The organism is Clostridiales bacterium (genome assembly GCA_015243575.1).
In the GTDB taxonomy this organism is placed as follows: domain Bacteria; phylum Bacillota; class Clostridia; order Peptostreptococcales; family Anaerovoracaceae; genus Anoxybacterium; species Anoxybacterium hadale.
Genome location: CP042469.1, coordinates 4,393,323 through 4,416,378 on the forward strand (window position 1 = coordinate 4,393,323; position 23,056 = coordinate 4,416,378).

Sequence of the window (23,056 nt, forward strand, 5' to 3'; positions counted from 1 at the left end):
ACATTGACTTTATCGCTTTAAAGTGATAACATAATAACGTAATGAATCATACTGGCGTTAGCTGGAATGTTTGATATAATGTGACGGAAAGAGGATGAAACTATGAAGAAATATGATCGGATTACGCCGGAAGGAACAAGGGATCTGTTGTTTCGGGAATGTGAAGCACAGAGAAAAATCACCGAAACCCTGAGAAGCACGTTTGAGGGCAAGGGCTATCACGAAGTAATTACGCCGGGCATTGAGTTTTATGACGTATTTTCGTCCAACTCTAGATATTTCCCCCAAGATAGTATCTATAAGCTGATCGATCATAAGGGAAGACTGCTGGCTATGAGGCCTGATTCCACCATTCCTATCGCCAGAATGACTGCAACAAAGCTGAAAGGCCACGCTCTGCCGATTCGTTTATTTTATGGACAGAGGGTATATCGCCAGCAGCCGGAACTGAGGGGGCGGAGCAGTGAGATCATGCAGATGGGAATCGAGCTGGTGGGCTTGTCTTCTTATGAATCGGATATTGAGATCCTGACCACTGGAATGGAAGCACTGTCCTCCTGCTGTGTGGACGACTATCGAATTGAGCTTGGGCATATCGGCATCTATAAGCTGCTCATGGAGAATTTGAAAGCTACACCTGAGCAGAAAGAAACCATACATTCCCTTATTGTCTCCAAGAACTATGCTGGTTTGTCCGATATCTTGGAAGATTTTCCGGAAAACCGAACGGGGGAGTTACTCAAAGAGCTTCCTAAGCTGTTTGGAGGAAAGGAAGCGCTGGAAAAAGCGCGTGGACTCTTTGATGGGTATGACGGAGAACTCCTTGACATGCTTTCTTATTTGGAACGGATTTTCCAGGGACTCATGGAACGGAACCTGGATAAGGTGATGATTGATTTCGGGCTGGTCCATCAGGCAGATTACTATAGCTCCTTGATCTTCAAGGGCTACATCTCCTCCGTGGGTGAACCAGTTTTGTCCGGGGGACGCTATGACGAGCTCTTTAAGGATTTCGGTGAGAGCCTTCCTGCCACGGGGTTTGGAATCAATGTGGATCAACTTGCATCCGGCCTCCTCAAAGAAGGAAATACCTCTGAACGCAGTGATGGAGCACCGCAGAGTGAGAATATCAGAATCGCACTGACAAAGGGCAGACTGGAAAACAGCATCGTAGGCATGTTTGAAGAAATCGGCTATGACTGCACAAATTTAAAAGAAAAAGGAAGGAAGCTTTTGCTTTCAATTCCTGATAAAAATATGGATGTCGTTTTGGCAAAAGCCGCCGATGTCATTACTTATGTGGAACATGGCGTTTGTGATGTAGGTGTCGTTGGAAAGGATACCATCGTGGAAAGCGGGGGTACGTTCTATGAGGTTCTGGATCTGGGCTTCGGAAAATGCAAGTTTGCCCTTGCTGTGCCCAAGGGATCGGACTTCTACAGCGGTTACAGCACCAAACGGATCGCCACAAAGTATCCCAAAGTAGCAAGCTCCTACTTCGAATCCAAGGGAATGGATGTGGAGGTCATTAAAATTGAGGGATCTGTAGAACTTGCGCCTCTGTTGTCTCTGGCGGACGGGATTGTGGATATTGTTGAAACGGGAACAACCTTGAAGGAAAACGGTCTTGAAGTCATCGAAGAAATTCGGAATGTTTCTGCACGGCTCATCGTAAACATAGCCAGCATGAAGCTGAAAAAGACAGAGATCGAGGCGCTGATTTCAGACATCCAAGAGAAGATAAGGGGTTAATATGGAACTTATTTATTCGGATTATAAAAGAGAATACGAATTCCTTGCCGGAATGAAGAGACGGGCGGGAGAGATCGGCCTCTCTACCAACGAGGCGGTGCTTTCCATTATCAGTGAAGTGAAAGAAAAGGGAGACGCGGCAGTCAGGAACTTTGGGCTCAAATTTGATGGTGCAGCGCCGGAACACTTTGAGATATCGAAAGAAGAGATGAGAGCAGCATATGAAGGAGCCGATGAGGCACTGAAAAAGGCGCTCTGTCATGCCAAAGAAAATATTGAGACTTATCACGAGAGACAGGTCAGGGAAGGCTATGAGATTCGAAAGGATAAAGGCGTGGTGCTGGGCCAGCTGGTTCGTCCCCTTGCAAGGGTCGGAATTTATGTGCCAGGAGGAACGGCCGCCTATCCATCTACCGTATTGATGAATGCTGTTCCGGCGAGGATTGCCGGTGTAGAGGAAATTGTAATGGTCACCCCGCCCATGATCTTGACAGGGCAAGACGGAACGAAGGTCTGCAAAGCCAATCCGGATATTCTGGCTGCGGCCTATCTTGCTGGAGTGGATCGGGTCTTCCTTGCAGGAGGAGCGCAGGCAGTGGCGGCGCTGACTTTCGGAACAGCAAGCTTTCCTGTGGTGGATAAGATTGTAGGCCCGGGCAACGTTTTTGTGGCTGCAGCAAAAAAACTTCTTTTTGGTCAGGTGGATATTGATATGATTGCTGGGCCAAGTGAAATCCTGGTCATCGCAGATCAGGAGGCCAATCCAGTATATATTGCTGCGGATCTCATGAGTCAGGCGGAACATGATGTGATGGCATCTGCAGTGCTGCTGACTACCAGTGAAGAACTGGCAACGAAAACACTCGAAGAGATTACAAGACAGAAAGAGCTTTTGAGCCGCAAGGAAATCATAAATCAATCACTGGAAAACTTCGGAGCCGTTATTATATGCGGGAGCATGGAGGTCATGATCCGGCTGGCAAACGAGATTGCACCGGAGCACCTCGAACTGATGGTAAGGGAACCCCTGCAATACCTTCCGCTCATCAAAAATGCAGGGTCAGTGTTCTGCGGAGAGTACGCTCCCGAACCTCTGGGTGATTACCTCTCCGGCACCAATCATGTTCTTCCTACCTCGGGTACTGCCAGGTTTTCATCCCCTCTGGGAGTAGACAGCTTTCTGAAGAAAATGAGCTACACCTATTACACACGAGAAGCCCTTGCCGATGATCAGGAAGATATTGTTGCTCTGGCTGACAAGGAGGGCCTTGATGCCCATGCAAACTCCGTTAAGGTGAGATTTCTATAGCTTTAGCCAATTTCGCCAGAGAGAGATTCTGGTAAAAAGAAAGACTTAGCCGATTTCAACAAAGTGAGGGTAAATAAATGACGTATGAATTAAACGAAAAAGTAAAAAACCTGATTCCCTATGATCCGGTAGCAGGGGACTATGAGATCAGGCTTGATGCCAATGAAAGCTTCATCGATCCGGGAAAGCTCTTTCGAGAAGACTTTTTAGCAGCGGTGGCGGCGGTTGATTTTAATCGCTATCCCGATCCGGCAGCAACAGAGCTTCGAAAAAAGTTTGGGGCGTTTTACGGGGTGGACCCGGAAAATGTTGTGGCGGGAAACGGTTCTGATGAGCTTATTACCGTTATATTGGGCGCATTTCTCAGACCGGGAGATAAGCTGCTTAGCTTTTCTCCTGACTTCTCTATGTATCAATTTTACGGTGAGGTTTACGAAAAGACAAACATCGTAGCGGAAAAGCAAGAAGACTTAATCCTGACAGCGGGCGATGTCATCGATGCGGTCAGAAAAAACCGGCCTAATGCCGTACTGCTCTCTAATCCCTGCAGTCCCACTTCCCTGGTAATGAGCCGGGAGGATGTACTTCATATCGTAGAAAACACCAGTGCGCTGATCATTCTCGATGAGGCGTATATGGATTTTTCAGACCAGTCTATCATGAAGGTTGCGGAGAAATACGATAACTTGATCCTGCTGAAGACCTGCTCGAAAGCGCTGGGTGTGGCGGCAATCCGCCTTGGCTTTGCAGTTTCTTGTCCAAAGATCATCCGGGCTCTCAACTGCGTAAGATCACCTTATAATGTCAACGCCATTACTCAGGCCATCGGAACCGTACTTTTTTCCAAACCGGAATACATAAGGAAATCCGTGGAGGAAATCAAGAAATCCAGAACGTATCTTTATGAGAATATTAAAAAGCTTGCCAACTCGCCTGGAGTTAGAAGTCTGATTAAACCGGAGACAAACTTTGTATTTCTTGAACTGGATCATGCTGAGTTCGTGTATAATGAATTAAGAAAGAATTCCATTATTGTCAGGAAGCTGGGGGACTATCTCAGAATTACTGCCGGCACCCAGAAGGAAAACGATCGGCTCATACAGGCGCTGGGTGAAATTTTAACCCGGAAAATCTGAGAAAGTGCCGATTAAATGAAGTGTGCGCGCACTGAATTCATCAGCGCTTCCCTAAGGAAGCAGAGAAAGGGCGTAAAGGATCAGGAGGGTATCACCATGAGAACCGGATACGGAAAAAGAGAGACGAAAGAAACAAAAATTGAGCTGAATCTGAATCTTGACGGGCAGGGAGCTTATAAAATAGAGACGGGAATAGGATTTTTTGATCACATGATGGCGGCTTTTGCCGTTCATAGCGGCTTTGATCTGCAGATTGCCTGTGAGGGTGATCTGGAGGTGGACAGCCACCATTCCATAGAGGATATCGGTATCGTTCTAGGGCACGTGTTTTCACAGGCAATCGCCGATAAAAAAGGAATTGCCCGTTACGGGAATTTTACCATTCCTATGGATGAATCCCTTGCATCCTGCAGCATTGACATCAGCGGAAGACCATTTCTTGTTTTCAATGGAGAATTTGGAGATTATCGGCTGGGAACCATGGATTCTGCCATGGTGGAGGAATTTTTCAGAGCATTTGCAATGAATGCCGGTGTAACGCTGCATATCAATCTTCACTACGGAAAGAATGACCATCATAAGGCGGAAGCCATCTTCAAAGCCTTTGCTCACGCACTGAAAGCAGCGGTTAAGATCGAGGGGGAAGATATCTTGTCTTCCAAAGGAAGTCTATAGCCTGCCGGAATGCCCGATGCCGCTGAACACGGAAGGGACATGGCCGCAGCTGGTACAAACAAGGATAGGAAAAATCATATGATAGGAATAATTGATTACGGCGCAGGCAATCTGTTTAGCTTAAAGAACGCATTGGATTTCCTGAAGCTTGAAAATAAAATTACCTCTTCGCCGGAGGAGATCCGGGAGGCAGACAAACTGATTCTTCCTGGTGTAGGAGCATTCCCCGATGCTATGAGAATGCTTCGTCAGTCAGGGCTTACAGAGATCATAAAGGAAGAAGCGCTGAAAAAACCCCTTCTGGGCATTTGCCTTGGCATGCAGATCCTCTTTGAGTGGGGAAATGAGTTTGAAAAAGTACAAGGACTTGGATTGATCCCTGGAGAGGTTAACCTGATCAATGCACCGGGGCTGAAAATCCCTCATATGGGATGGAGCGATGTGAAAATCGAAAATCAGTGCGCTCTTTCAAAGGGAATCAACGAGGGAGATCGATATTACTATGTCCATTCCTATAAGGCTGTTACGGAGAAGCAATATGTGTCAGTATACAGTGAATACGGTGATTATATTCCGGGATTGGTGTTTAAGGACAGGGTTTTTGGAACTCAGTTTCACCCGGAGAAAAGCGGTGAAATCGGACTAAGACTGTTAGAACGTTTTGGAGGAATGGAATGATTATATTACCGGCTATCGACATCAAGGACGGACAGTGCGTCCGCCTGACAAAGGGAGATTTTGCCACGGTAGAAAAAGTGGCGGAAGATCCGATGGAAACAGCACTTGGCTTTTGTAGCGCCGGTGCGGGCTGGATTCACATGGTGGATTTGGATGGGGCCAAAGAAGGAAGCTTGAAAAATAGCGAGGTCTTTCTTGCGGTCGCGCAGCAATCAGGATTGAAGGTAGAAATTGGCGGAGGAATCCGCACGATGGACAGCATTGATTATTATCTGAGCAATGGGATTACCAGAGTGATTATTGGCTCAGCTGCAATCTCCAATCCGGAGTTGGTAAAAGAAGCGGCGGCCCGATACGGAGATCGTATTGCGGTGGGAATTGATGCCAGAAACGGCATGGTTTCGGCTGACGGCTGGCTGAAGGACAGCGATGTCAATTACATCGACCTGGCCAGGCGTATGGAAGACATCGGGATTCGATATATCATTTTCACAGATATTTCAAAGGACGGGACATTATCCGGACCCAATCTGGATCAGCTTTTCAAAATCAATCAGGCGGTCAGCTGCGATATTATCGCAAGCGGCGGCATTCATACTCTTGAGGACATCAAGGCGCTGAAAGAAATGGGACTTTACGGAGCAATCTGCGGGAAGTCAATCTATAAGGGAACCCTTTCCCTTCAGGAAGCGGTAGACTGCTGCAAAGAATAAGCTGCAGCTGAAGCAGCAGCAATTTAAAGCAAGCGCGATCTGAAACAAGATCGCCAGCAATCTGCTGACAGGAGAATACTTATGCTGGCAAAGAGAATCATACCCTGCCTTGACGTCCGGGATGGAAAGGTAGTAAAGGGAATTAATTTTATAGGAATCAAAGAGGTGGGAGATCCGGTGGAATGCGCCATTGCCTACGATAAACAAGGGGCAGATGAAATCGTATTCCTGGATATCACAGCTACTCATGAGGGAAGAGGAACCATGCTGGATGTGGTGAGGAGAACTGCAAGGAATGTGTTTGTGCCTCTCACAGTAGGAGGAGGCATCCGAAGTGCTGAGGATTTTCGGGAGCTTCTCCGGGCAGGAGCCGATAAGGTTTCTGTCAACTCCGCTGCGCTGAAAAATCCTGCCATCATTTCCGAAGCTGCAGCGAAATTCGGCAACCAGTGTGTGGTGGTAGCCATCGACGCCAAGAAGACTGGTGACAATAAATACAATGTATTTGTCAACGGAGGCAGGATCGATACGGGGGTAGATGCCATCCAATGGGCCATGGAAGCAGAGCGTCTTGGGGCAGGGGAAATCTTGCTGACCTCTATGGATGCAGACGGTACCAAGCAGGGTTTTGACCTGGATATGCTCAATGCAATCTGTAATGTGGTCAATATTCCGGTGATCGCCTCTGGGGGCTGCGGAGAACTATCCCACTTCACGGAAGTTTTCCGGAAAACTTCTGCTGATGCTGCACTTGCTGCATCGATCTTTCATTATGGTGAACTGACCGTCCAACAGGTTAAGACGGAAATGCAGGCAAGCGATATCCCGGTAAGGGTTCTGTAGTTTCCCAGAACCGTAATGCAAAGAACCTTGAAACGTGAAAAATGCAACGTGCAAATGGAGGAACCAAATGGATTTATCAAAATACTTCGTGAAATCAGCGCTGATTCCGGCAATCATACAGGATGCCGCATCGAAAAAGGTACTGATGCTTGCTTACATGAATCAAGAGAGTCTGCAAAAGACCATTGAAACTGGGTACACCTGGTTTTTCAGCCGATCCAGAAATGAACTCTGGAACAAGGGGGCTACTTCCGGGCATGTACAGAAGGTAGTTCGTATCACAGGTGACTGTGATGATGATACGCTGCTCATCGAGGTGGAGCAGACGGGCCCTGCTTGTCATACGGGGAGTGAAACCTGCTTCTATCAGGAAAGTCTCGCGGTTTTTGGATCTGAAACCAGCGGGGAAGGCTGTGGATCAGGAGGCAGAAGCCAAGGAGAACGCAAGCATGACGATCGAGTCTCTGCTGCCAACAATGATAGAGAGTCAGTTGGGCTGGAAGAGCTTTATCAGGTCGTTGTGGAGCGCCACTGTACCTATACAGAAAATTCTTACACCTGCTATCTTTTTGAGAAGGGTTTGGATAAAATCTTGAAAAAATGCGGTGAGGAGTGCAGCGAAGTGATCATTGCAGCAAAGAACGCCGCGTTCCTTGCTGGAGATGAAAAATGCGCAGCCGCAGAGGACACGAAAAATGAAATATGCGATCTTCTTTATCATCTGACCGTACTCATGGTAAACGAAGGAATCACGCTGGATGAAATCAACGAAATTCTCAAAGAACGAAGCCGTAAGATTGGGAATCTTAAGACCTTTCATTCCACGAATCATAACAGCTGATTGCAAGGAAAGAAATCAGACATCCTGATTGATCGGCAAGTGATCAGACCGCTGATTCCCTAAAATATGCTGGTAGAAAATGAAAGCCGCCTTGGCATCCCTCACACGGGAGGAACAAAGGCGGCTTTTTAATTTCACTATATTTTCTGATTGAAACTGGGCGATGCTTGCTCATGTGGGAATCAATCAGAATTTCTTTAACTCAATATCAATTTTTCAATGGCTTTTGCCACACCGTCTTCGTTGTTGCTGAGCGTCACATAATTTGCTGTTTCTTTGACCAGGGTCACAGCGTTTTCCACCGCCACACCCATGCCTGCATACTGAATCATCTCCAAATCATTGAAGTTGTCTCCGAAGCAGAGGATTTCCGAAGGGTTGATTCCTTTTTCAGCGGCGTACCGCTCTATTGCAATTCCTTTGTTAACCTGGTCCGCACAGATGTCGAAGGTGTTCGACCAAGAGCTGGTTACAGAGATTCCCGGTACTGCTTTCAACAGCTCATAAAGCTCATTTCGTTCATGCTCCTCTGTGCCGCAATGGGCCAGGACTTTGTAGATGCTGTCCTTGCCGGCAACTTCAAAGGGATCTACCTCAATGATGGGGAAGCGCTCTTGCTCTTCCAGCTTCTTGTTTAAGTCGTAAAATCGGGACATGTAGTCAGTGAGCTTCCGCGTATAGAAGTTTTCTTCTCCATAAAAGTGAAAATAGAGTTCTTTTCCCTGCAGTAGATGAAAGACCTCTGTCAGAGGGCTGGGTTCAATGTGCTTCCCATAAATGACAGTTCCGTCAGTCCCTTTGATCAGGGCGCCGTTGCAGGATAAGATCGGCGTATCAAGATTCAGTTCTTTTGCATATCCTTTGGCTCCGCCAAAGATTCTGCCTGTTGCCAGCATAAATTCGATCCCTTGTTGTGAAACTTTATGTATGATGCTTTTCGTATATTCGGAAAGCGTGTTATCATCTCTCAATAATGTTCCATCCAGGTCACTTACGATTAGTCGATACATAATACCTCCTTTAAATTTGATCATAATGAGCAATTTGTTAAATATCGTTAAACTGTCATGATCGTCGCAAATGCGCTCATGACCGCGGTAAAATAATGGTTATCCGATGGGCCGGATGCTTACTTCGCCTGTATTTAATGTCCCGAAAGAGCCGTCTTCATAGCGGACCATCAAGCCCCCGTCGGGGTCAACGTCAACTGCATAAGCCTTGATCCCTTTCGTAAAATCCCTTGGTTCATGCGCTTGCCCGGGGGCAAGAATCCGGATCTCTTTTCCCAGAACCATAGAACGGCGGCGGTATTCTTCAATAAAACTTCTGGATTCCAGTTCTTCATTTAGTAGCATTACCTGATTAATCACCTCTGCAATCAGCCGATTACGTGAGGGGGGAGCCGGATCGAAAGGATCGTTCTCCGCTTGAATTGCCTCGCTTGCTGGAATTGCCTCGCTTGCTGGAATTGCCTCGCTTGCCGGAATTGCCTCGCTTGCTGGAATTGCCTCGCTTGCTGGAATTGCTCTGATTATAGGTTTGTCAGGAAAGAGTGAACCGGCAATTTCGGAAAGCTCTTCCGGAAATTCACCGCTTGATGAGCTGAAGTTGATTCCGATTCCAAGGACAATGTGTTCGATTTGTCCTGTTTCAAAATCTGTGACTGCTTCCGTGAGGATTCCACAGACCTTTTTTTCATCTGCATAGATGTCGTTTACCCATTTAATAGAGCAGGACACTCCCGTCACTTTTTCAATGGCCCTGCATACAGCCACCGAAGCCGCAGTGGTAATGAGAACTGCCTTGGATGCATCGAAACGAGGCTTCAAAATGAAGCTCATGTAAATTCCTCTCGATGGAGGGGAATAGAAACTCCTGCCCATGCGTCCCCGACCTTTGGTCTGCTCCTCTGCGATGATGACTGAGCCTGCTGGAGCACCTTCCAGAGCCATCTTCTTTGCTGTGAGGTTGGTGGATTCTACCGTTTTGAATACGTGTATGGAGCAGCCATGGAATGAAGGGGCAATGTGTGGAGTAATTCCTTCGGACGAAAGCAGATCACTGAAAGATGAGAGGCAGTAACCTCTATTGGTGATCGCATCTATGGGGTATCCCTCTTTCCGTAGTTCCCCAATGGCCTTCCAGACAGCGGCTCTGGACACATTGAGACGCCCGGCCAGTTCTTCTCCGGATATTGTTGCGCCTTTATTTTCTTCCAGTGCTTTTAAAACATTTCCCTTGGTTGACATTCCGAGCATTCCTCCTCTATTTAACAAAACACTGATTTCTTGCGTGGAAGGAATCAGTGCTTCCCTGTTAAAATTATACCCTATTAAGTGAAACTTTTCGACTACAAATTCCGATCTGTAAAAAACCGGATGAAAACCCAATGAAAATCTGATGCCATAGGCTTTGATTCAGTTGTATGGGACAAAGGGGGGAAGTATAATGTGTTAAGGAGTAGATGAGAGGGGAACTTGGTCAGTAGGAAATGAGAGGGGAACAGAAAGGGGATTTCATTATGAGAAAACATGCAGTAGGGGCACAGATATCAGCTGTACTTCTGCTTTTGGCAGTAATGCTTCTGTTTGTACCGGCAGTACTCGGGGGATGTTCGAACAAAGAACTGCCTGTTTCGACGAGCTTTGCTATACAAGGCAGTACGACCAAGGAAAGCGGCGAGCATTTGGAACTGGATCTGAACGTCCCCGTGCTTTCAGGCTTCGATGCTGCAAAAATAATTGATGGACGAATCGATAAAAACATAAAAAAGGCCAAACAAGAAGTGGAGGATGCGGCAAAATTTCTCGGGGAGGATGGATCAACCATGAAAGCGGGACTCACCGTTGGTTATCTGTATTCCAAGAGTGAAAATATCGTGTCTCTATGGGTTATGTATGCCAACTATACGGGAGGCGCGCATGGCCTTTATTGGGTAGAGCCTTATACATTTAATACCACAACCAATGAAATTTATCGATTCACCGATCTGTTTCGGGAAGGAAGAGCCTCTTCTGCGTATGTCACGGAGCAGATTTTGAAGAGAATACAGGAAAATCCTGATCTGTATTTCAGCAGTGCGGACGAGACCGTGAAGAAGTATCATGAGGATTACACCTATTTTGTGAATGGAAATCAGGTGGTGGTCATCTTCTCTTTATATGAAATAGCTCCTTATGCGGGTGGAATTCAATTTTTTACATTTACAGCGGAAGAGCTGAAGGATCTTTTAAAACCAGAGATATACAACGCCATTAAGAATGCAAAACCAGTGGATACCAAAGGAACCATTCTGGAATATTAAAAATTCCTACCGTTTTGATAGAAATTTTCTATAATCTTCAGAAATTAGTTGAATTCCTACTTTTCCTATTGTACCATATGCTTATATAGAAGTTGAAGTATAGTATGTTTCTATTAACAATGAATTACGGTGGTGATAAAATGAAAATTTCGACAAAAGGTCGGTATGCTCTTCGCCTCATGCTGGATTTGGCTATTAATTACACAGGTGAATATATTTCAATCAAAAGTATTGCCGCAAGGCAGGACATCTCGGAAAAATACCTGGAGCAGATTATAACTCAGCTTAACAGAGCGGGATATGTAAAGAGCGTTCGTGGAGCCCAGGGCGGTTATATGCTATCCAAGGCTCCGGCAGACTACACAGTTGGCATGATATTGCGTTTGATGGAGGGAAGCCTTGCTCCCGTTAACTGTGCTGAAGATGAAGAGTCCTGTGACAGAGCTTCCCGCTGTGTCACACAGGAGGTATGGGTTCAGATCCAGAGAGCTGTGGAAGGCGTTGTGGACCATATTACTCTGGAAGACCTGGTGACACGTTATCAGGAGAAAGCGGAGCCAGTCTACATTATTTAGTAAATGCTGATTCAATAAGCACTTTCGAAAGCTAGACAAGGCAATTGATCGAACTGGTTGTCTTTTGCAGGCGATAGGAACAGCATTCCTGAATCGGAATGCTGTTTTCATTTATCCAATCAAAACTTCAAAATGAGACGAGACAAATCGGGTTGAATTGAATTACAAAGTATTACGAGACGAATCGCTCAAAAAGTAAAAAAAAGTATTGACAATGCGGCGTAACCAGAGTATTATAAGTTTAATTTTAAAAATCATATTAATTTGATAGGAATAGTATTAAATAAAAAGGAGATGAACGACGATGACAGAAAGGAAAGATAGAAAACTCAGATTTGAAACACTTCAGCTTCATGCAGGACAGGAAAATCCGGATCCGGCAACCGATGCAAGAGCAGTACCGATCTATCAGACATCCTCATACGTTTTCAAGGATTCTGCAACAGCTGCAGGAAGATTTGGTCTGACGGAAGGCGGCAATATCTATACCAGGATCATGAATCCGACTTCTGATGTGTTTGAACAGCGTATCGCTGCATTGGAAGGCGGTATCGGAGCCCTTGCGCTATCCTCTGGTGCAGCTGCTGCAACCTATGCAGTGCAGAACATCGCACATGCGGGAGATCATATCATCGCTGCGCAGACAATTTATGGCGGTACATATAATCTGTTTGCGCATACCCTAAAGGATTTCGGTATCGAAACTACGTTTGTTGATCCGGAAGAAGAAAATGGTTTTCAGAATGCCATCAAAGAAAATACCAAGTTGATTTTCATTGAGACTCTCGGAAATCCAGCATCGAATGTGATTGATATTGCTGAAGTGGCTGAGATTGCACATAAAAATGGGATTCCCCTTATCGTAGACAATACGTTTGCAACACCCTTCCTGTTAAGACCCATCGAGCATGGTGCTGACATCGTCGTTCACTCCGCTACAAAATTTATCGGCGGACACGGAACCTCCATTGGAGGCGTTATCGTAGACTCCGGTAAGTTCGATTGGGCTGCATCCGGTAAATTCCCATATCTGACAGAGCCGGATCCAAGCTATCATGGAGTAAAATTTACAGAAGCTGTGGGCGCTGCTGCCTATATCATCAAAGCGCGTGTAACTTTGCTCAGAGATACTGGTTCAGCACTGAGCCCGTTCAATTCTTTCTTGTTCCTGCAGGGACTTGAGACCCTTTCTCTCAGAGTGGAGAGACATGTATCCAACACTCTTAAGGTTCTCGACTTTTTAAGCAATCATGAAAAAGTTGTTAAGGTGGATCATCCTGCTTTTTCCGAAGGAAAAGAAAAAGCAGCTTATGATAAATACTTCCCCGGCGGGGCTGGATCGATCTTTACATTTGAAATTAAGGGCGGAGCAGCAGAGGCTCAAGCTTTCATTGACAAGTTGGAGATATTCTCACTGCTGGCAAATGTTGCAGATGTGAAATCCCTTGTAATTCATCCGGCCAGCACAACTCACTCCCAGATGACGGAGCAGGAGCTGCTTGCCGCAAGGATTAAACCCAACACTGTAAGGCTTTCCATTGGAACGGAGCATATAGATGATCTCATTGAGGACCTTGCAAACGCATTTGATTCGATAAACTAATTGCATGAAAGAGATAGACCCCATACGGATTGGTCGGTAAGCGGAGGCTTGCCGACTGATGCGGCTGTCGATTCGCACAAGAAAGGATAGATGCGGTAAAATCTGTATCGCCCTGTACATGTCCGGAATTCCTTGACTTTTCACTGCTTGAACGCTACAATATATGTTTGTCGGGAGGGGACAAGATCTTTCACCGATAACATTGCCCGGATGAGCACCGTTGTAAGATACGATCCAATGCAGCGGCACAATTCGATGCTACGGACAAGAGAGGAGCGAAAACGCAGTAAATGATTGAAATAAAAAATTTGTCGAAGTTTTTCAGCACGGAAAACGGTGATTTTGCAGCAATCAATGGGATAAACCTGAGGATAGAAGACGGGGACATCTATGGCATCATCGGAATGAGCGGTGCTGGAAAGAGTACACTGATTCGCTGCATCAATCTGCTGGAGAAACCCAGCGAAGGACAAATCCTGATCGATGGCCTAGATATCACAGCCTTGGAGGGAAGAGCACTTTTGACGCTGAGAAGGAAAATCGGAATGGTTTTTCAGCGGTTTAATCTGTTGATGCAAAGAACCATAAGAGATAATGTGGCGTTTCCGCTGGAGATAGCTGGTGTTGCGAAGAAACAACGGCTTGAGCGTGTGGATGAACTGCTGGAGATCGTTGGTCTGACTTCCAAAGCGGGTTCCTATCCCGTACAGCTTTCCGGAGGTCAGCAGCAGAGAGTATCGATAGCAAGAGCGCTGGCGAATCATCCGTCGCTGTTGCTTTGCGATGAACCTACGTCTGCGCTGGACAGTCTGACCACAAATTCGATTTTAAAGCTCCTAAAGGATATTAACCATAAGCTCGGGGTTACAATTATCATCATTACCCATGAAATTGCAGTGGTGGAAAAAATCTGCAATAAGGTAGCTATCATTGATGAATCCAGAATTATTGAACAGGGACTTGTAAAGGATGTCATATCCAATCCTCAGCAGGATGTTACAAAGAAGCTGCTGGAGAGGGGGGAACTGGCATGAGTGAGTTTTTTGCACATTTGAGTGAGTTCTTTGCACAATATGGAGATCTGTTAATTAAAAATACTTGGATTACAATTTATGTAACCACGCTGTCCACATTTTTTTCCTACGTTTTCGGAGTTCCGCTTGGTGTACTGCTCATCATCACACAACCTCACGGAATATGGGCTCACCGGACTTTGAATTCCGTATTGGGATGGATTGTAAATATAGGAAGATCCATTCCGTTTATCATATTAATGGTAGCGGTAATGCCTCTGACTAGGAGCGTTATGGGAATTGCAATCGGTCCGAAAGCCGCAATCCTGCCATTGGTAATCGCAGCCACACCTTTTGTGGCACGACTGGTGGAAAGCTCGCTGCAGGAAGTTGATTCAGGAGTCATAGAGGTTGCCCAATCCACGGGATCAACCATCGGTCAGATCGTTTGGAAGGTGATTCTTCCTGAAAGTCTGCCTTCTATGGTGCTTGGAGCATCCATCAGTTTTATCACGATTCTCGGCTATACGGCCATGGCTGGTGCCATCGGTGCAGGCGGTCTGGGAGATGTGGCCATTCGTTATGGATATTATAAATATCAGACTGATGTCATGTTTGCGACCATTATTATACTCATTGTTTTAGTAGCTGTGATTCAGCTGCTGGGTAACGGTATCTCCAGGAAAATTGACCGAAGAATCAAGAAATAGTATGGGTCGATTACAGACTCATCGAAATATCTGAAACGCATTGTTTCAAAATAAGAGGAGGAGAATCATATGAAAAAGACAATCGCACTGTTACTTATCTTAATCCTGACAGCAGTTGCTTTGGCAGGCTGCGGAGGAGATGCAAAACCGGAAGGAGAAGGCGGCGAGGGAGCTCCAGAAACTACTGTACTGAAGATCGGTGCATCCACCGTACCTCATGCTGAAATCCTGGAATTTGTAAAGCCAATTTTGGCGAAAGAGGGAATTGATCTGCAGATCACAGAATACACCGATTACGTCATTCCCAACACTGCTGTAGAAAGCCATGAGCTGGACGCGAATTACTTCCAGCACGTGCCTTATCTTGACAGCTTCAATCAGGAAAACGGAACCCATCTTGTTTCTGCATTTGCAGTACACTATGAGCCCATGGGATTATTCGCAGGAAAGACAGCATCACTCGATGCAATTGCTGACGGTGCAACCATCGCAGTTCCCAATGATCCTACCAATGAAGCAAGAGCACTTCTGCTTCTTGAACAGGAAGGGTTGATTAAGCTGAAGGATGGAGTTGGCCTTGATGCAACTCCCAACGATATCGTTGAAAATTCCAAAAACCTCAAACTTTTTGAAGCAGAAGCTGCTGCTGTTGCGCGCTCTGTTCAGGATGTTGACTTTGCAATCATCAACGGAAACTACGCACTGGAAGCCGGCTTCAAAGTATCTGACGCGCTTGCAATCGAAAGTGCTGATTCTGAAGCAGCTCAGACCTTCGCTAATATCGTAGCTGTTTATGAAGGTGACGAAACCAAGCCTGCAATTCAGGCACTGGCAAAGGCCCTGACTTCAGATGAAACGAAAAAATTTATTGAAGAAAAATATCAGGGGTCTGTAGTACCTGTATTCTAAAAGTGCAGAAAGCACAGAACTGGTAAAAGAATCTATTGAATTTCATACGGATTACGTGTAGAGTATATACTACAAAAACATCAGGGTGTAACAGTAAGTTGCACCCCTTTTTTTCATCTGATGAAGGTAGGTTCCCTGCGAAAGCTTGGGTTTCGACTGGAGGAAAAGCGAAAGCCTGTTTCCTATTGAAATATTGTTATCATTTCTAATTTGAGTTATTGCAATATGTTTTTTTATGGATGGAGACGGTGAAATGAAGGAAAACTTGTACAATCACTTGATTGGGAATGAGGAAATCATTAGAGAGGCAATGAGCATTGCGAGAATTGGGATTTGGAAGTGGGATCTGAAATATCACGCGGTTAGCTGGTCTGATGAGATGTATGATATTTTCGAAATCGATAAAAGGTTTTCAAAAGAGAAGCTTAATCAGGAAATTATGAAAGTGATTCACCCCGATGACATAGACATCTTTGACAACGTAAAGCAGATCATGACGAAAACCCCCTTTGAATATCGCATCATTCATTCAGACAAGTCGATCCATTATATCCAGAGCAAAGCTGGTAATATCATTTTTGATGATCATGGGGAGCCATCCTTTTTGGTCGGGACGGTACAGGAAATCACGGAACAAAAGGAAGCTCAGCTTGCGCTCATTGCGGCGAAGGAATATGCGGAAGAAGAGAACGCTTCCAAGAGCCATTTCTTTGCAACCATGTCCCATGAGTTCAGAACGCCTATCAATGTCCTTCTCAGCTCCGTGCAGCTTTTTGAACAGTATCTTTCTGATGTTGAATGCCCCAACTACGATAAAATAAAAAAACATCTAAAATCAATGAAGCAGAGCTCTTTGCGGCTGCTGCGGCTCGTGAATAATCTCATTGACATTTCAAAGATTGATACGGGTTATTATTCTCCTGATATCAAAACCTACAACATGGTTTCCATCCTTGAGAAGATTGTGGTTCAGGATTTTGCGAAGTATAAGAATATGAGTATTGCCTTTCAGCCACGTTTGAAAGAGGCACTGGTAAGGTGCGATGCGGATATGATGGAACGAATCATGCTCAACCTTATTTCAAATGCCATAAAGTTCTCTGATAAGGATTGTGCAATCAAGATACGGTTGTACCCCTATAAGGATAGCCTTATGATTGCAGTTAAAGATAATGGAATTGGTATTGAAAAGGATAAGATGGAGCTTGTTTTTCAGCGATATCATCAGGTACAAACTACGTTAACAAGGAAAAGCGAGGGGAGTGGAATCGGACTGGCTATCACAAAGTCTTTGACAGAGCTGATGGGCGGCACAATCATGGTGAAGAGCAGGCCTGGTAAAGGCAGCGAATTTATTATAAAAATGCCTCTCGTAATTCATGATCGCAGTAGGAACGATACAGAACTAAAGGAGATCGTCAACGACCATCAAAATATTGTGTTAAAAATGAACGTTGAATTTTCGGATATTTATCTGTAGGACGAACAAGATAATGGCGGCTGTAAATCAATATGCGAAGTCATGTCAACGAAGCAATCGAATTAGCTCGTCGGTATTTCTCACGCCAAGTTTTCTAAAAATATTCGTTTTCTGATTTGCGATGGTTTTTTCTGAGGACGCAATTTTTAATTCCTCACCCAGAAGGTAGAGAAGAACGCTTTTCTCTGCATTGGAGAGCTCATCGATAATTAGAGCTTTAATAAACTGTTCCTGCGGGGTTGCTCCAGCTGCTGTCTTGCGAATTGTTTCAGGCAGAAGCTGGCATTGACTCTTAAATACATAGCCGGATGCAAAACTTCGCTTACTTGCTTCGATGGAGATTTTCGGCTGCTCAAAAGATGTGAGGAGCACAATCTTTGCGCCGCAGACAAGATGAATTTCTTTTGCGGCGTCAATTCCATCAAAATTGTTTGGAGTCAAACTCAGATCCACGAGTGCAATATCGGGTTGAAGTTCTTTTGCTAGTGCAATTCCTTCTTCCCTTGTCCTTGCATAACCGCAAATCTCAAAATCCGGTTCTTTTTCAAGCATCTTTCCGATGATATATATAAAATCCAGGTCATCTTCAACATAAAGAATTTTTATTCTGCTATTCAATGGCAGCCATCTCCTCTCTTGTTGAGAAACTTTCCAAGGAAAATCTTTCCGAAGGCAAAGCGATGGTCATGATAGAGCCCTTGTTGGGGGTACTCTGCACCTTGATATATCCGCCGTGTTTTTGTATTACATTCCTGCAGTATGCAAGGCCTAGCCCGAAGTTTTTCTCAGGGTTTTCCGTCGTATAGTATGGATCGAAAATGCGATCCAGATCTTTCTTTTCTATCCCGCTGCCGTTATCGGCTATCTGGATAAATCCATATCCTTTTTTCGGTACGAAATCGTATGAAATCCTAATCTCTCCACGAAGTGAGATGGCCTCTGCAGCATTGCGCAGCAGGTTGATTATGGTTTCCAGGATATGAGCTTTGTCACAAAGAAGCGATGCATCATCTTTAAAATCCACGCGGATTGTAATTTGAGGGTTAAGATAGGATATACTGCTCACAGCTTCCTCGATCAGATTGGTGATAGAGCAGGGTTGTTCCAAAAGAATAATTTCGTCTGAGTGACGTCGTGCCCTTTCTAATATCTCTTGCTGTTTCTCTATGGAGCGGCGCATGAGAGCAAATTCTGTGGGTGGCACGCTTTCTTGATTTTTCGATAGAAATTCCTGTTCAAGATTATCAATGCAGTACTCCATTTTTGCTGTTTCATTCTTAAACATATGTATGGTAAATGCGACACTTCTTCGAACACTGGACATATCGGAATTCCAACGGTATTTTTCTCTTCTCAGCTTTAGTCCCATAATACCGTCACGGAAAGACATTACAAGAAAGAACCCGATTGAAAGGATCACGATTACAATATTTCCCTGCCACAGCTTAAACAACGCATTCAGTTTCAGGGGATGGATAATAAAAATCGTCACCAGCCAATAAATAACCGGCGGCAGGATAATTGTAGCAACAAGACGTTTCTGTCTTCTAAGATTTGGATTTGGTTCCTGAAATACTGTGCGCAGGATCAACAGAGAAAAGACGAGACCGCAAAGAAGGTTAAACGTGCCCAGAACGTACCAAAATACAGAGTTTCCCAGCTGATAGCTTCGAAAAAGATGAGGCTTATAAAACAGCAGGATGATGAGAGGAATGAAAAATATTCCCCCCCAAATCATCTTGTTACGGGAGCGGGTGCTACTATTTGGATCATATCCTGCAAAATACATTGCAAAGATGATTGCCGTAGGCATGGCAAAGCAATATAGGAGCGCTGTCATAACAGAATATAGATGGGTGTAAATTTCAAGAGGTTCACCATTTACCGTTCCGTGGGGAATCAGAGGAACCAAATCAAAGTAAAAGTATTCTTTTATAGCTCCTAGACAAAATAGAAAACCTGAGATGCCGCCCCAGCGGTTAGTTGGATTTTTTCGATCAGAGATATAGATCAAGAAAATTAGAAAACAAAGCAGCAACATGTAGATCATTTGGTGAAACCCTTCCCAGGAGGTTAAGAAGATATGAATGCTGAAAACCGCCTCCTAGCATGAATTATAGCACAAGGAGAGCGAATTAAAAGAGAATGTCGAACGATTCTGAGTACAAATTCCTATAATTTTTAGGAACAAAAGGAAGTGGCTATCTAATATAATTAATTTGGACGATTCTGGGTACTTCATTTGGTGCGCAGTACTAAAAACATTAAGGAGGAAAGTAAAATGCGAAAAAGAAAGTTCCTGTCTATCCTGCTAGCCCTGGCGATGATCCTTACTTTTATACCGTCGCCTGTATCAGCGGCGGCCTACTCTGACCTTGTGGGACATTGGGGCGCCGGGGAGATCTCTAAATGGAGTGACATGGGTATTATTTCAGGAAATAATGGCGTCTTTCGGCCTGACGATCCAATCACCAGAGGTGAAATGGCAACAATTCTGGATAAAATAATGAAGTACCAGGTCAAAGCAGAAAATAAATTTAGTGACCTGGATCAAAATTGGTATACGGATGCTATTCTGCGTGCGAACTCTGCTGGTGTTATGGCAGGCAGCGGTTCAAAGGTGCGGCCTGCTGATTACATAACGAGGCAAGAGGCAGCGGTTATGCTTTGCAGAGCATTGGGAATCAAAGCTAAAAACGGTAATACAAGTTTTTCTGACGATTCCTATATCGGCAGCTGGGCAAAGGGCTATGTGAATGCACTGGTTGCAAAAGGCTATCTGGCTGGAGTCGGTGATAACAGTTTTGCGCCTGCTGCGAGTATTACAAGAGCGTCAGTTGTGAAACTGCTTGATAATGCAGTGAAAGGAATTTTTATTAAATCAGGGGAATATACCGGTGATATAGACGGAACTGTAATCATCAACGCTTCTGACGTAACCCTGGAAAATATGCATATTTCAGGAAGCCTTATCGTTGCCGAGGGAGTTGGAAATGGTAAGGTCGATCTTAATAATATAAAAGTTGACGGAGATGTTATCGTAAGAGGCGGAGGCGAAAATTCCGTTTATTTCAATAGCGTAACCGTTGACGGATCTTTGGTTGTAAACAAAGTGGATGGTGCAGTGAGAATTGTTGCTACTGGAAAAACCAGTGTTTCTCTTGTTACGCTGGAAAGCGGAGCCATCCTTGTGACGAAGGAGCTGGCAGGAGGAGTTATCGAAAAAGTAGAAATTCCGGCTTCTTTGATCAGCGGGCAGAAAATTGTGCTAGATGGGAATTTTAAAACCGTCGAAAATAATGCAGCGGGGCTGGACTTGTCCGCATCGGGTAAAATAGACAGCCTTGTGCTTAATGCAAAAGCGACAGTGTCAGGTGGAGCATCTATTACTGAAATCTCCGTCTCCAAAGGCATGGATTCCGTAGTCAACGGTAAGACCGTAAGCGACAGCACCAGTACAGCACCCCCCGCCAGCAGCGGTGGTGGCGGAGGAGGCGGGAATAACGGTACGCGTTTCACCGTTACCTTCGACTCCAACGGCGGATCTTTGGTAAAGTCCATCTCTGGGATTTCAAAGGGAGGCCTCATTCGTCTGCCTGCGAATCCGACGAAGGCAAATGCAACCTTCCTGGGATGGTTCCTGGATGACGGGACCTTTCTGTCTGAATTCACCGCAGCCACTCCTATCACAGCAAATATCACCGTATATGCCAAATGGAGCGGCTGGCAGGAGCCAATTGAAGTGGATTCCCGCTTTGCTGCAGGTTATCCTAAAGCCAGTGTGGTGGACAGCGGTAGGATTCAGCTTGAAATAAAACTACTGGGAGCAAGCACCAGCAATCCGATGGAAGTGTTCATGGTGGTTAACTCCATCAATTCCGGATGCCCTACTGATGCAACCGCTGTGGTGCATGGTCATGCCGGGACTCAGGATGAGGTGGTATACGCGGACGAAACTCCTTATATCACTATTGCAGATACAAATTCTCACACCTTGACCACGAATGTAAGTGTTTCAGATAATCGGGGGATTGATATTTTCTTTGTGATCAGGGATCAGTCGTCCACTTCTCAGAATCCGACGATGCTCACTTTTGATCCGGCAGTATCTGCGGAGCTGGATCGTTTCGAGCCTCGGCTTGAAGCGGCATATATGAATGAAAGCAAGAATCAGATCTATATCCATTTCGATGAAAGTCTTGATTCCAATTCTGTTCCGGACGAGTCGGCATTTACCTTATCTGAGGGCTCCATAGAAAAGGTTGAAGTGAACAACCCGGAGAGGAATCAGTTGGGACGTGTAATTCTGAGCATATACGATGTGGCAGCAGACACAGAGGCACTGAGGATAAGCTACAATCCACCGGAAACGGGAGCCTTGCAGGATGAAGCGACGGTGCCCAACCTGGTTGAAGCGTTTGATGCTACAGCGATGGATGCGAAGCTTGCAGCAAAAGGGAGTTCCATATCAAGCACAGGTAAATATATCTCATTGAACATTGAAAACAGTCTGTATTTTTGGGACGACGACGAAGGCAATGGCTTTGATATTACAGTAAAGTACGGAGATGATGAAGAGTCTGCAGATTTCATTGATCAGGACTTCTTTGATGTCAATTACTCATTCCGAACCGACGGCAGCGATATGATTTACTTCATAGAACTTCATGACGACAGCATTCCTAGATTGAATGCCGGTGGAAAATTCTTTATCACTCTGGAGCCACAGGCGGATGCGGTTGATTTCGCAGGGAACGCTGTAACAGAAGTGCTTACGTTTGAGGGAGCTCCCAGGGAGACCGAGGCAGGCGTTGTGCCGACAGCACACTTCGATGCCTCTGAAAAGGTGCTGACACTCTTCTTTGATGAAGATCATGGTCTTGCAGATAAATTCTTTGCAGCCTGCCTGTTTCAGATTCAAAGTGAAGGTAAGACCTACATTCTAAGAGCATTTACCTCACTGGATGCCGACAGCGGAACCATTGTTTTGTCCGATGCAGAGCACAATCTCCCCTTCGATGCAGAACGCTTTGATTGGGAAGGGGCAACGATCAGCTTTAGCCTTGATCTCCACCCTGATATTCAGGTATACCAACGCCTGAACTATGATTCGGGTATGCCTTATCAGGGCTTTGACAACTTAGCCATATCAGTGGATGCGCGATAAGAATCCGATCATCCGTAGATATTTAATACTCACCTGCGACAATCGGAGGAAATATCCTAAATTTAAGAAAAGTCGATTGAGAATTTCTCAATCGGCTTTTCCTTTAAAGGTGCAGCTGCGGCACCATGGCTGACCGCAAGCCTGTGCTTCTTCGTTTTTTATTGACAGTTTATAAACCACCTTATATAATTGCCTCGCAGAAGAATAGCTCCTCTTGAATTATTTTCTGAATCATTTCTATGAGTTATTTTCATCAATCATTTTCATAAATAAATTTTTCTTGACTTTCCCCTGCGGTGGAGCGTTTATACTTTGGTTAGCCTGGTATACGTCCTGCAGTTCCAGAAT

The 23,056-nt window shown here is 45.1% G+C and carries 19 protein-coding genes and 1 pseudogene; 16 read left to right on the forward strand and 4 right to left on the reverse strand.

All coding sequences use genetic code 11. The features are described from left to right. The first annotated feature begins 102 nt into the window (after positions 1–102). The 8 genes from hisZ to FRZ06_19305 all read left to right on the forward strand — a co-directional run bounded on the left by hisZ (position 103) and on the right by FRZ06_19305 (position 7,947). Positions 103–1,752, forward strand: a complete 1,650-nt coding sequence (gene hisZ, locus FRZ06_19270; GenBank protein QOX65341.1) for an ATP phosphoribosyltransferase regulatory subunit — start codon at positions 103–105, stop codon at positions 1,750–1,752. Position 1,753: 1 nt separating this feature from the next. After that, entirely contained in the window at positions 1,754–3,061 is a 1,308-nt protein-coding gene (gene hisD, locus FRZ06_19275) for a histidinol dehydrogenase (GenBank protein QOX65342.1), read from the forward strand. Between the two features lie 77 nt (positions 3,062–3,138). Continuing rightward, positions 3,139–4,197, forward strand: coding sequence for a histidinol-phosphate transaminase (gene hisC, locus FRZ06_19280; GenBank protein QOX65343.1), 1,059 nt, complete (start codon positions 3,139–3,141; stop codon positions 4,195–4,197). A gap of 96 nt (positions 4,198–4,293) precedes the next feature. Further along, on the forward strand, positions 4,294–4,872 hold the full coding sequence (gene hisB, locus FRZ06_19285; GenBank protein QOX65344.1) for an imidazoleglycerol-phosphate dehydratase HisB: 579 nt from the start codon (positions 4,294–4,296) through the stop codon (positions 4,870–4,872). Between the two features lie 78 nt (positions 4,873–4,950). Next, complete coding sequence (gene hisH / locus FRZ06_19290; GenBank protein ID QOX65345.1) at positions 4,951–5,550, forward strand: imidazole glycerol phosphate synthase subunit HisH; 600 nt, start codon at positions 4,951–4,953, stop codon at positions 5,548–5,550. After that, positions 5,547–6,263 (forward strand): 1-(5-phosphoribosyl)-5-[(5-phosphoribosylamino)methylideneamino]imidazole-4-carboxamide isomerase, encoded by a 717-nt coding sequence (hisA, locus tag FRZ06_19295; GenBank protein QOX65346.1) that lies wholly within the window; start codon positions 5,547–5,549, stop codon positions 6,261–6,263. Before hisH ends, hisA begins: the two co-directional genes overlap by 4 nt. A gap of 81 nt (positions 6,264–6,344) precedes the next feature. Beyond that, positions 6,345–7,106 carry an imidazole glycerol phosphate synthase subunit HisF gene (gene hisF / locus FRZ06_19300; GenBank protein QOX65347.1) on the forward strand — a complete coding sequence of 254 codons (762 nt, stop codon included), beginning with the start codon at positions 6,345–6,347 and terminating at the stop codon, positions 7,104–7,106. Between the two features lie 67 nt (positions 7,107–7,173). Continuing rightward, positions 7,174–7,947: a bifunctional phosphoribosyl-AMP cyclohydrolase/phosphoribosyl-ATP diphosphatase HisIE gene (locus FRZ06_19305; protein QOX65348.1), complete on the forward strand. Its 774-nt coding sequence runs from the start codon at positions 7,174–7,176 to the stop codon at positions 7,945–7,947. Between the two features lie 197 nt (positions 7,948–8,144). Here the strand turns inward: FRZ06_19305 and FRZ06_19310 are convergent, their stop codons facing one another. Together FRZ06_19310 and FRZ06_19315 are read right to left on the reverse strand one after the other, a co-directional pair. Further along, positions 8,145–8,981 carry an HAD family phosphatase gene (locus FRZ06_19310; GenBank protein ID QOX65349.1) on the reverse strand — a complete coding sequence of 279 codons (837 nt, stop codon included), beginning with the start codon at positions 8,979–8,981 and terminating at the stop codon, positions 8,145–8,147. Between the two features lie 75 nt (positions 8,982–9,056). Beyond that, positions 9,057–10,205 (reverse strand): biotin--[acetyl-CoA-carboxylase] ligase, encoded by a 1,149-nt coding sequence (locus tag FRZ06_19315; protein QOX65350.1) that lies wholly within the window; start codon positions 10,203–10,205, stop codon positions 9,057–9,059. A gap of 233 nt (positions 10,206–10,438) precedes the next feature. Here FRZ06_19315 and FRZ06_19320 point away from each other — a divergent pair, with 233 nt between their 5' ends. The 7 genes from FRZ06_19320 (at position 10,439) to FRZ06_19350 (ending at position 17,541) form a co-directional block, all read left to right on the forward strand. Next, positions 10,439–11,251, forward strand: coding sequence for a DUF3298 and DUF4163 domain-containing protein (locus tag FRZ06_19320; GenBank protein ID QOX65351.1), 813 nt, complete (start codon positions 10,439–10,441; stop codon positions 11,249–11,251). A 140-nt stretch (positions 11,252–11,391) separates the two neighbouring features. Beyond that, complete coding sequence (locus tag FRZ06_19325) at positions 11,392–11,826, forward strand: RrF2 family transcriptional regulator (protein ID QOX65352.1); 435 nt, start codon at positions 11,392–11,394, stop codon at positions 11,824–11,826. A 304-nt stretch (positions 11,827–12,130) separates the two neighbouring features. Continuing rightward, a complete protein-coding gene (locus FRZ06_19330) occupies positions 12,131–13,429 on the forward strand; it encodes an O-acetylhomoserine aminocarboxypropyltransferase/cysteine synthase (protein ID QOX65353.1) in 1,299 nt (432 codons plus the stop codon). Between the two features lie 290 nt (positions 13,430–13,719). Beyond that, entirely contained in the window at positions 13,720–14,463 is a 744-nt protein-coding gene (locus FRZ06_19335) for an ATP-binding cassette domain-containing protein (protein QOX65354.1), read from the forward strand. Then, positions 14,460–15,152 carry an ABC transporter permease gene (locus tag FRZ06_19340; GenBank protein QOX65355.1) on the forward strand — a complete coding sequence of 231 codons (693 nt, stop codon included), beginning with the start codon at positions 14,460–14,462 and terminating at the stop codon, positions 15,150–15,152. The genes FRZ06_19335 and FRZ06_19340 overlap by 4 nt, the downstream gene beginning before the upstream one ends. A gap of 69 nt (positions 15,153–15,221) precedes the next feature. Beyond that, on the forward strand, positions 15,222–16,061 hold the full coding sequence (locus tag FRZ06_19345) for an ABC transporter substrate-binding protein (protein QOX65356.1): 840 nt from the start codon (positions 15,222–15,224) through the stop codon (positions 16,059–16,061). A gap of 235 nt (positions 16,062–16,296) precedes the next feature. After that, positions 16,297–17,541 (forward strand): hypothetical protein, encoded by a 1,245-nt coding sequence (locus FRZ06_19350; GenBank protein QOX65357.1) that lies wholly within the window; start codon positions 16,297–16,299, stop codon positions 17,539–17,541. Positions 17,542–17,586: 45 nt separating this feature from the next. On the opposite strand, the pseudogene FRZ06_19355 reads toward FRZ06_19350, so the two are convergent. Further along, positions 17,587–18,153, reverse strand: a pseudogene (locus FRZ06_19355) (response regulator transcription factor). After that, a complete protein-coding gene (locus FRZ06_19360) occupies positions 18,152–19,591 on the reverse strand; it encodes a hypothetical protein (GenBank protein ID QOX65358.1) in 1,440 nt (479 codons plus the stop codon). The pseudogene FRZ06_19355 and the gene FRZ06_19360 overlap by 2 nt, the downstream one beginning before the upstream one ends. Before the next feature lie 231 nt (positions 19,592–19,822). On the opposite strand from FRZ06_19360, the gene FRZ06_19365 reads away from it, so the two are divergent. Next, complete coding sequence (locus FRZ06_19365; protein ID QOX65359.1) at positions 19,823–22,708, forward strand: hypothetical protein; 2,886 nt, start codon at positions 19,823–19,825, stop codon at positions 22,706–22,708. Positions 22,709–23,056: the final 348 nt, after the last annotated feature.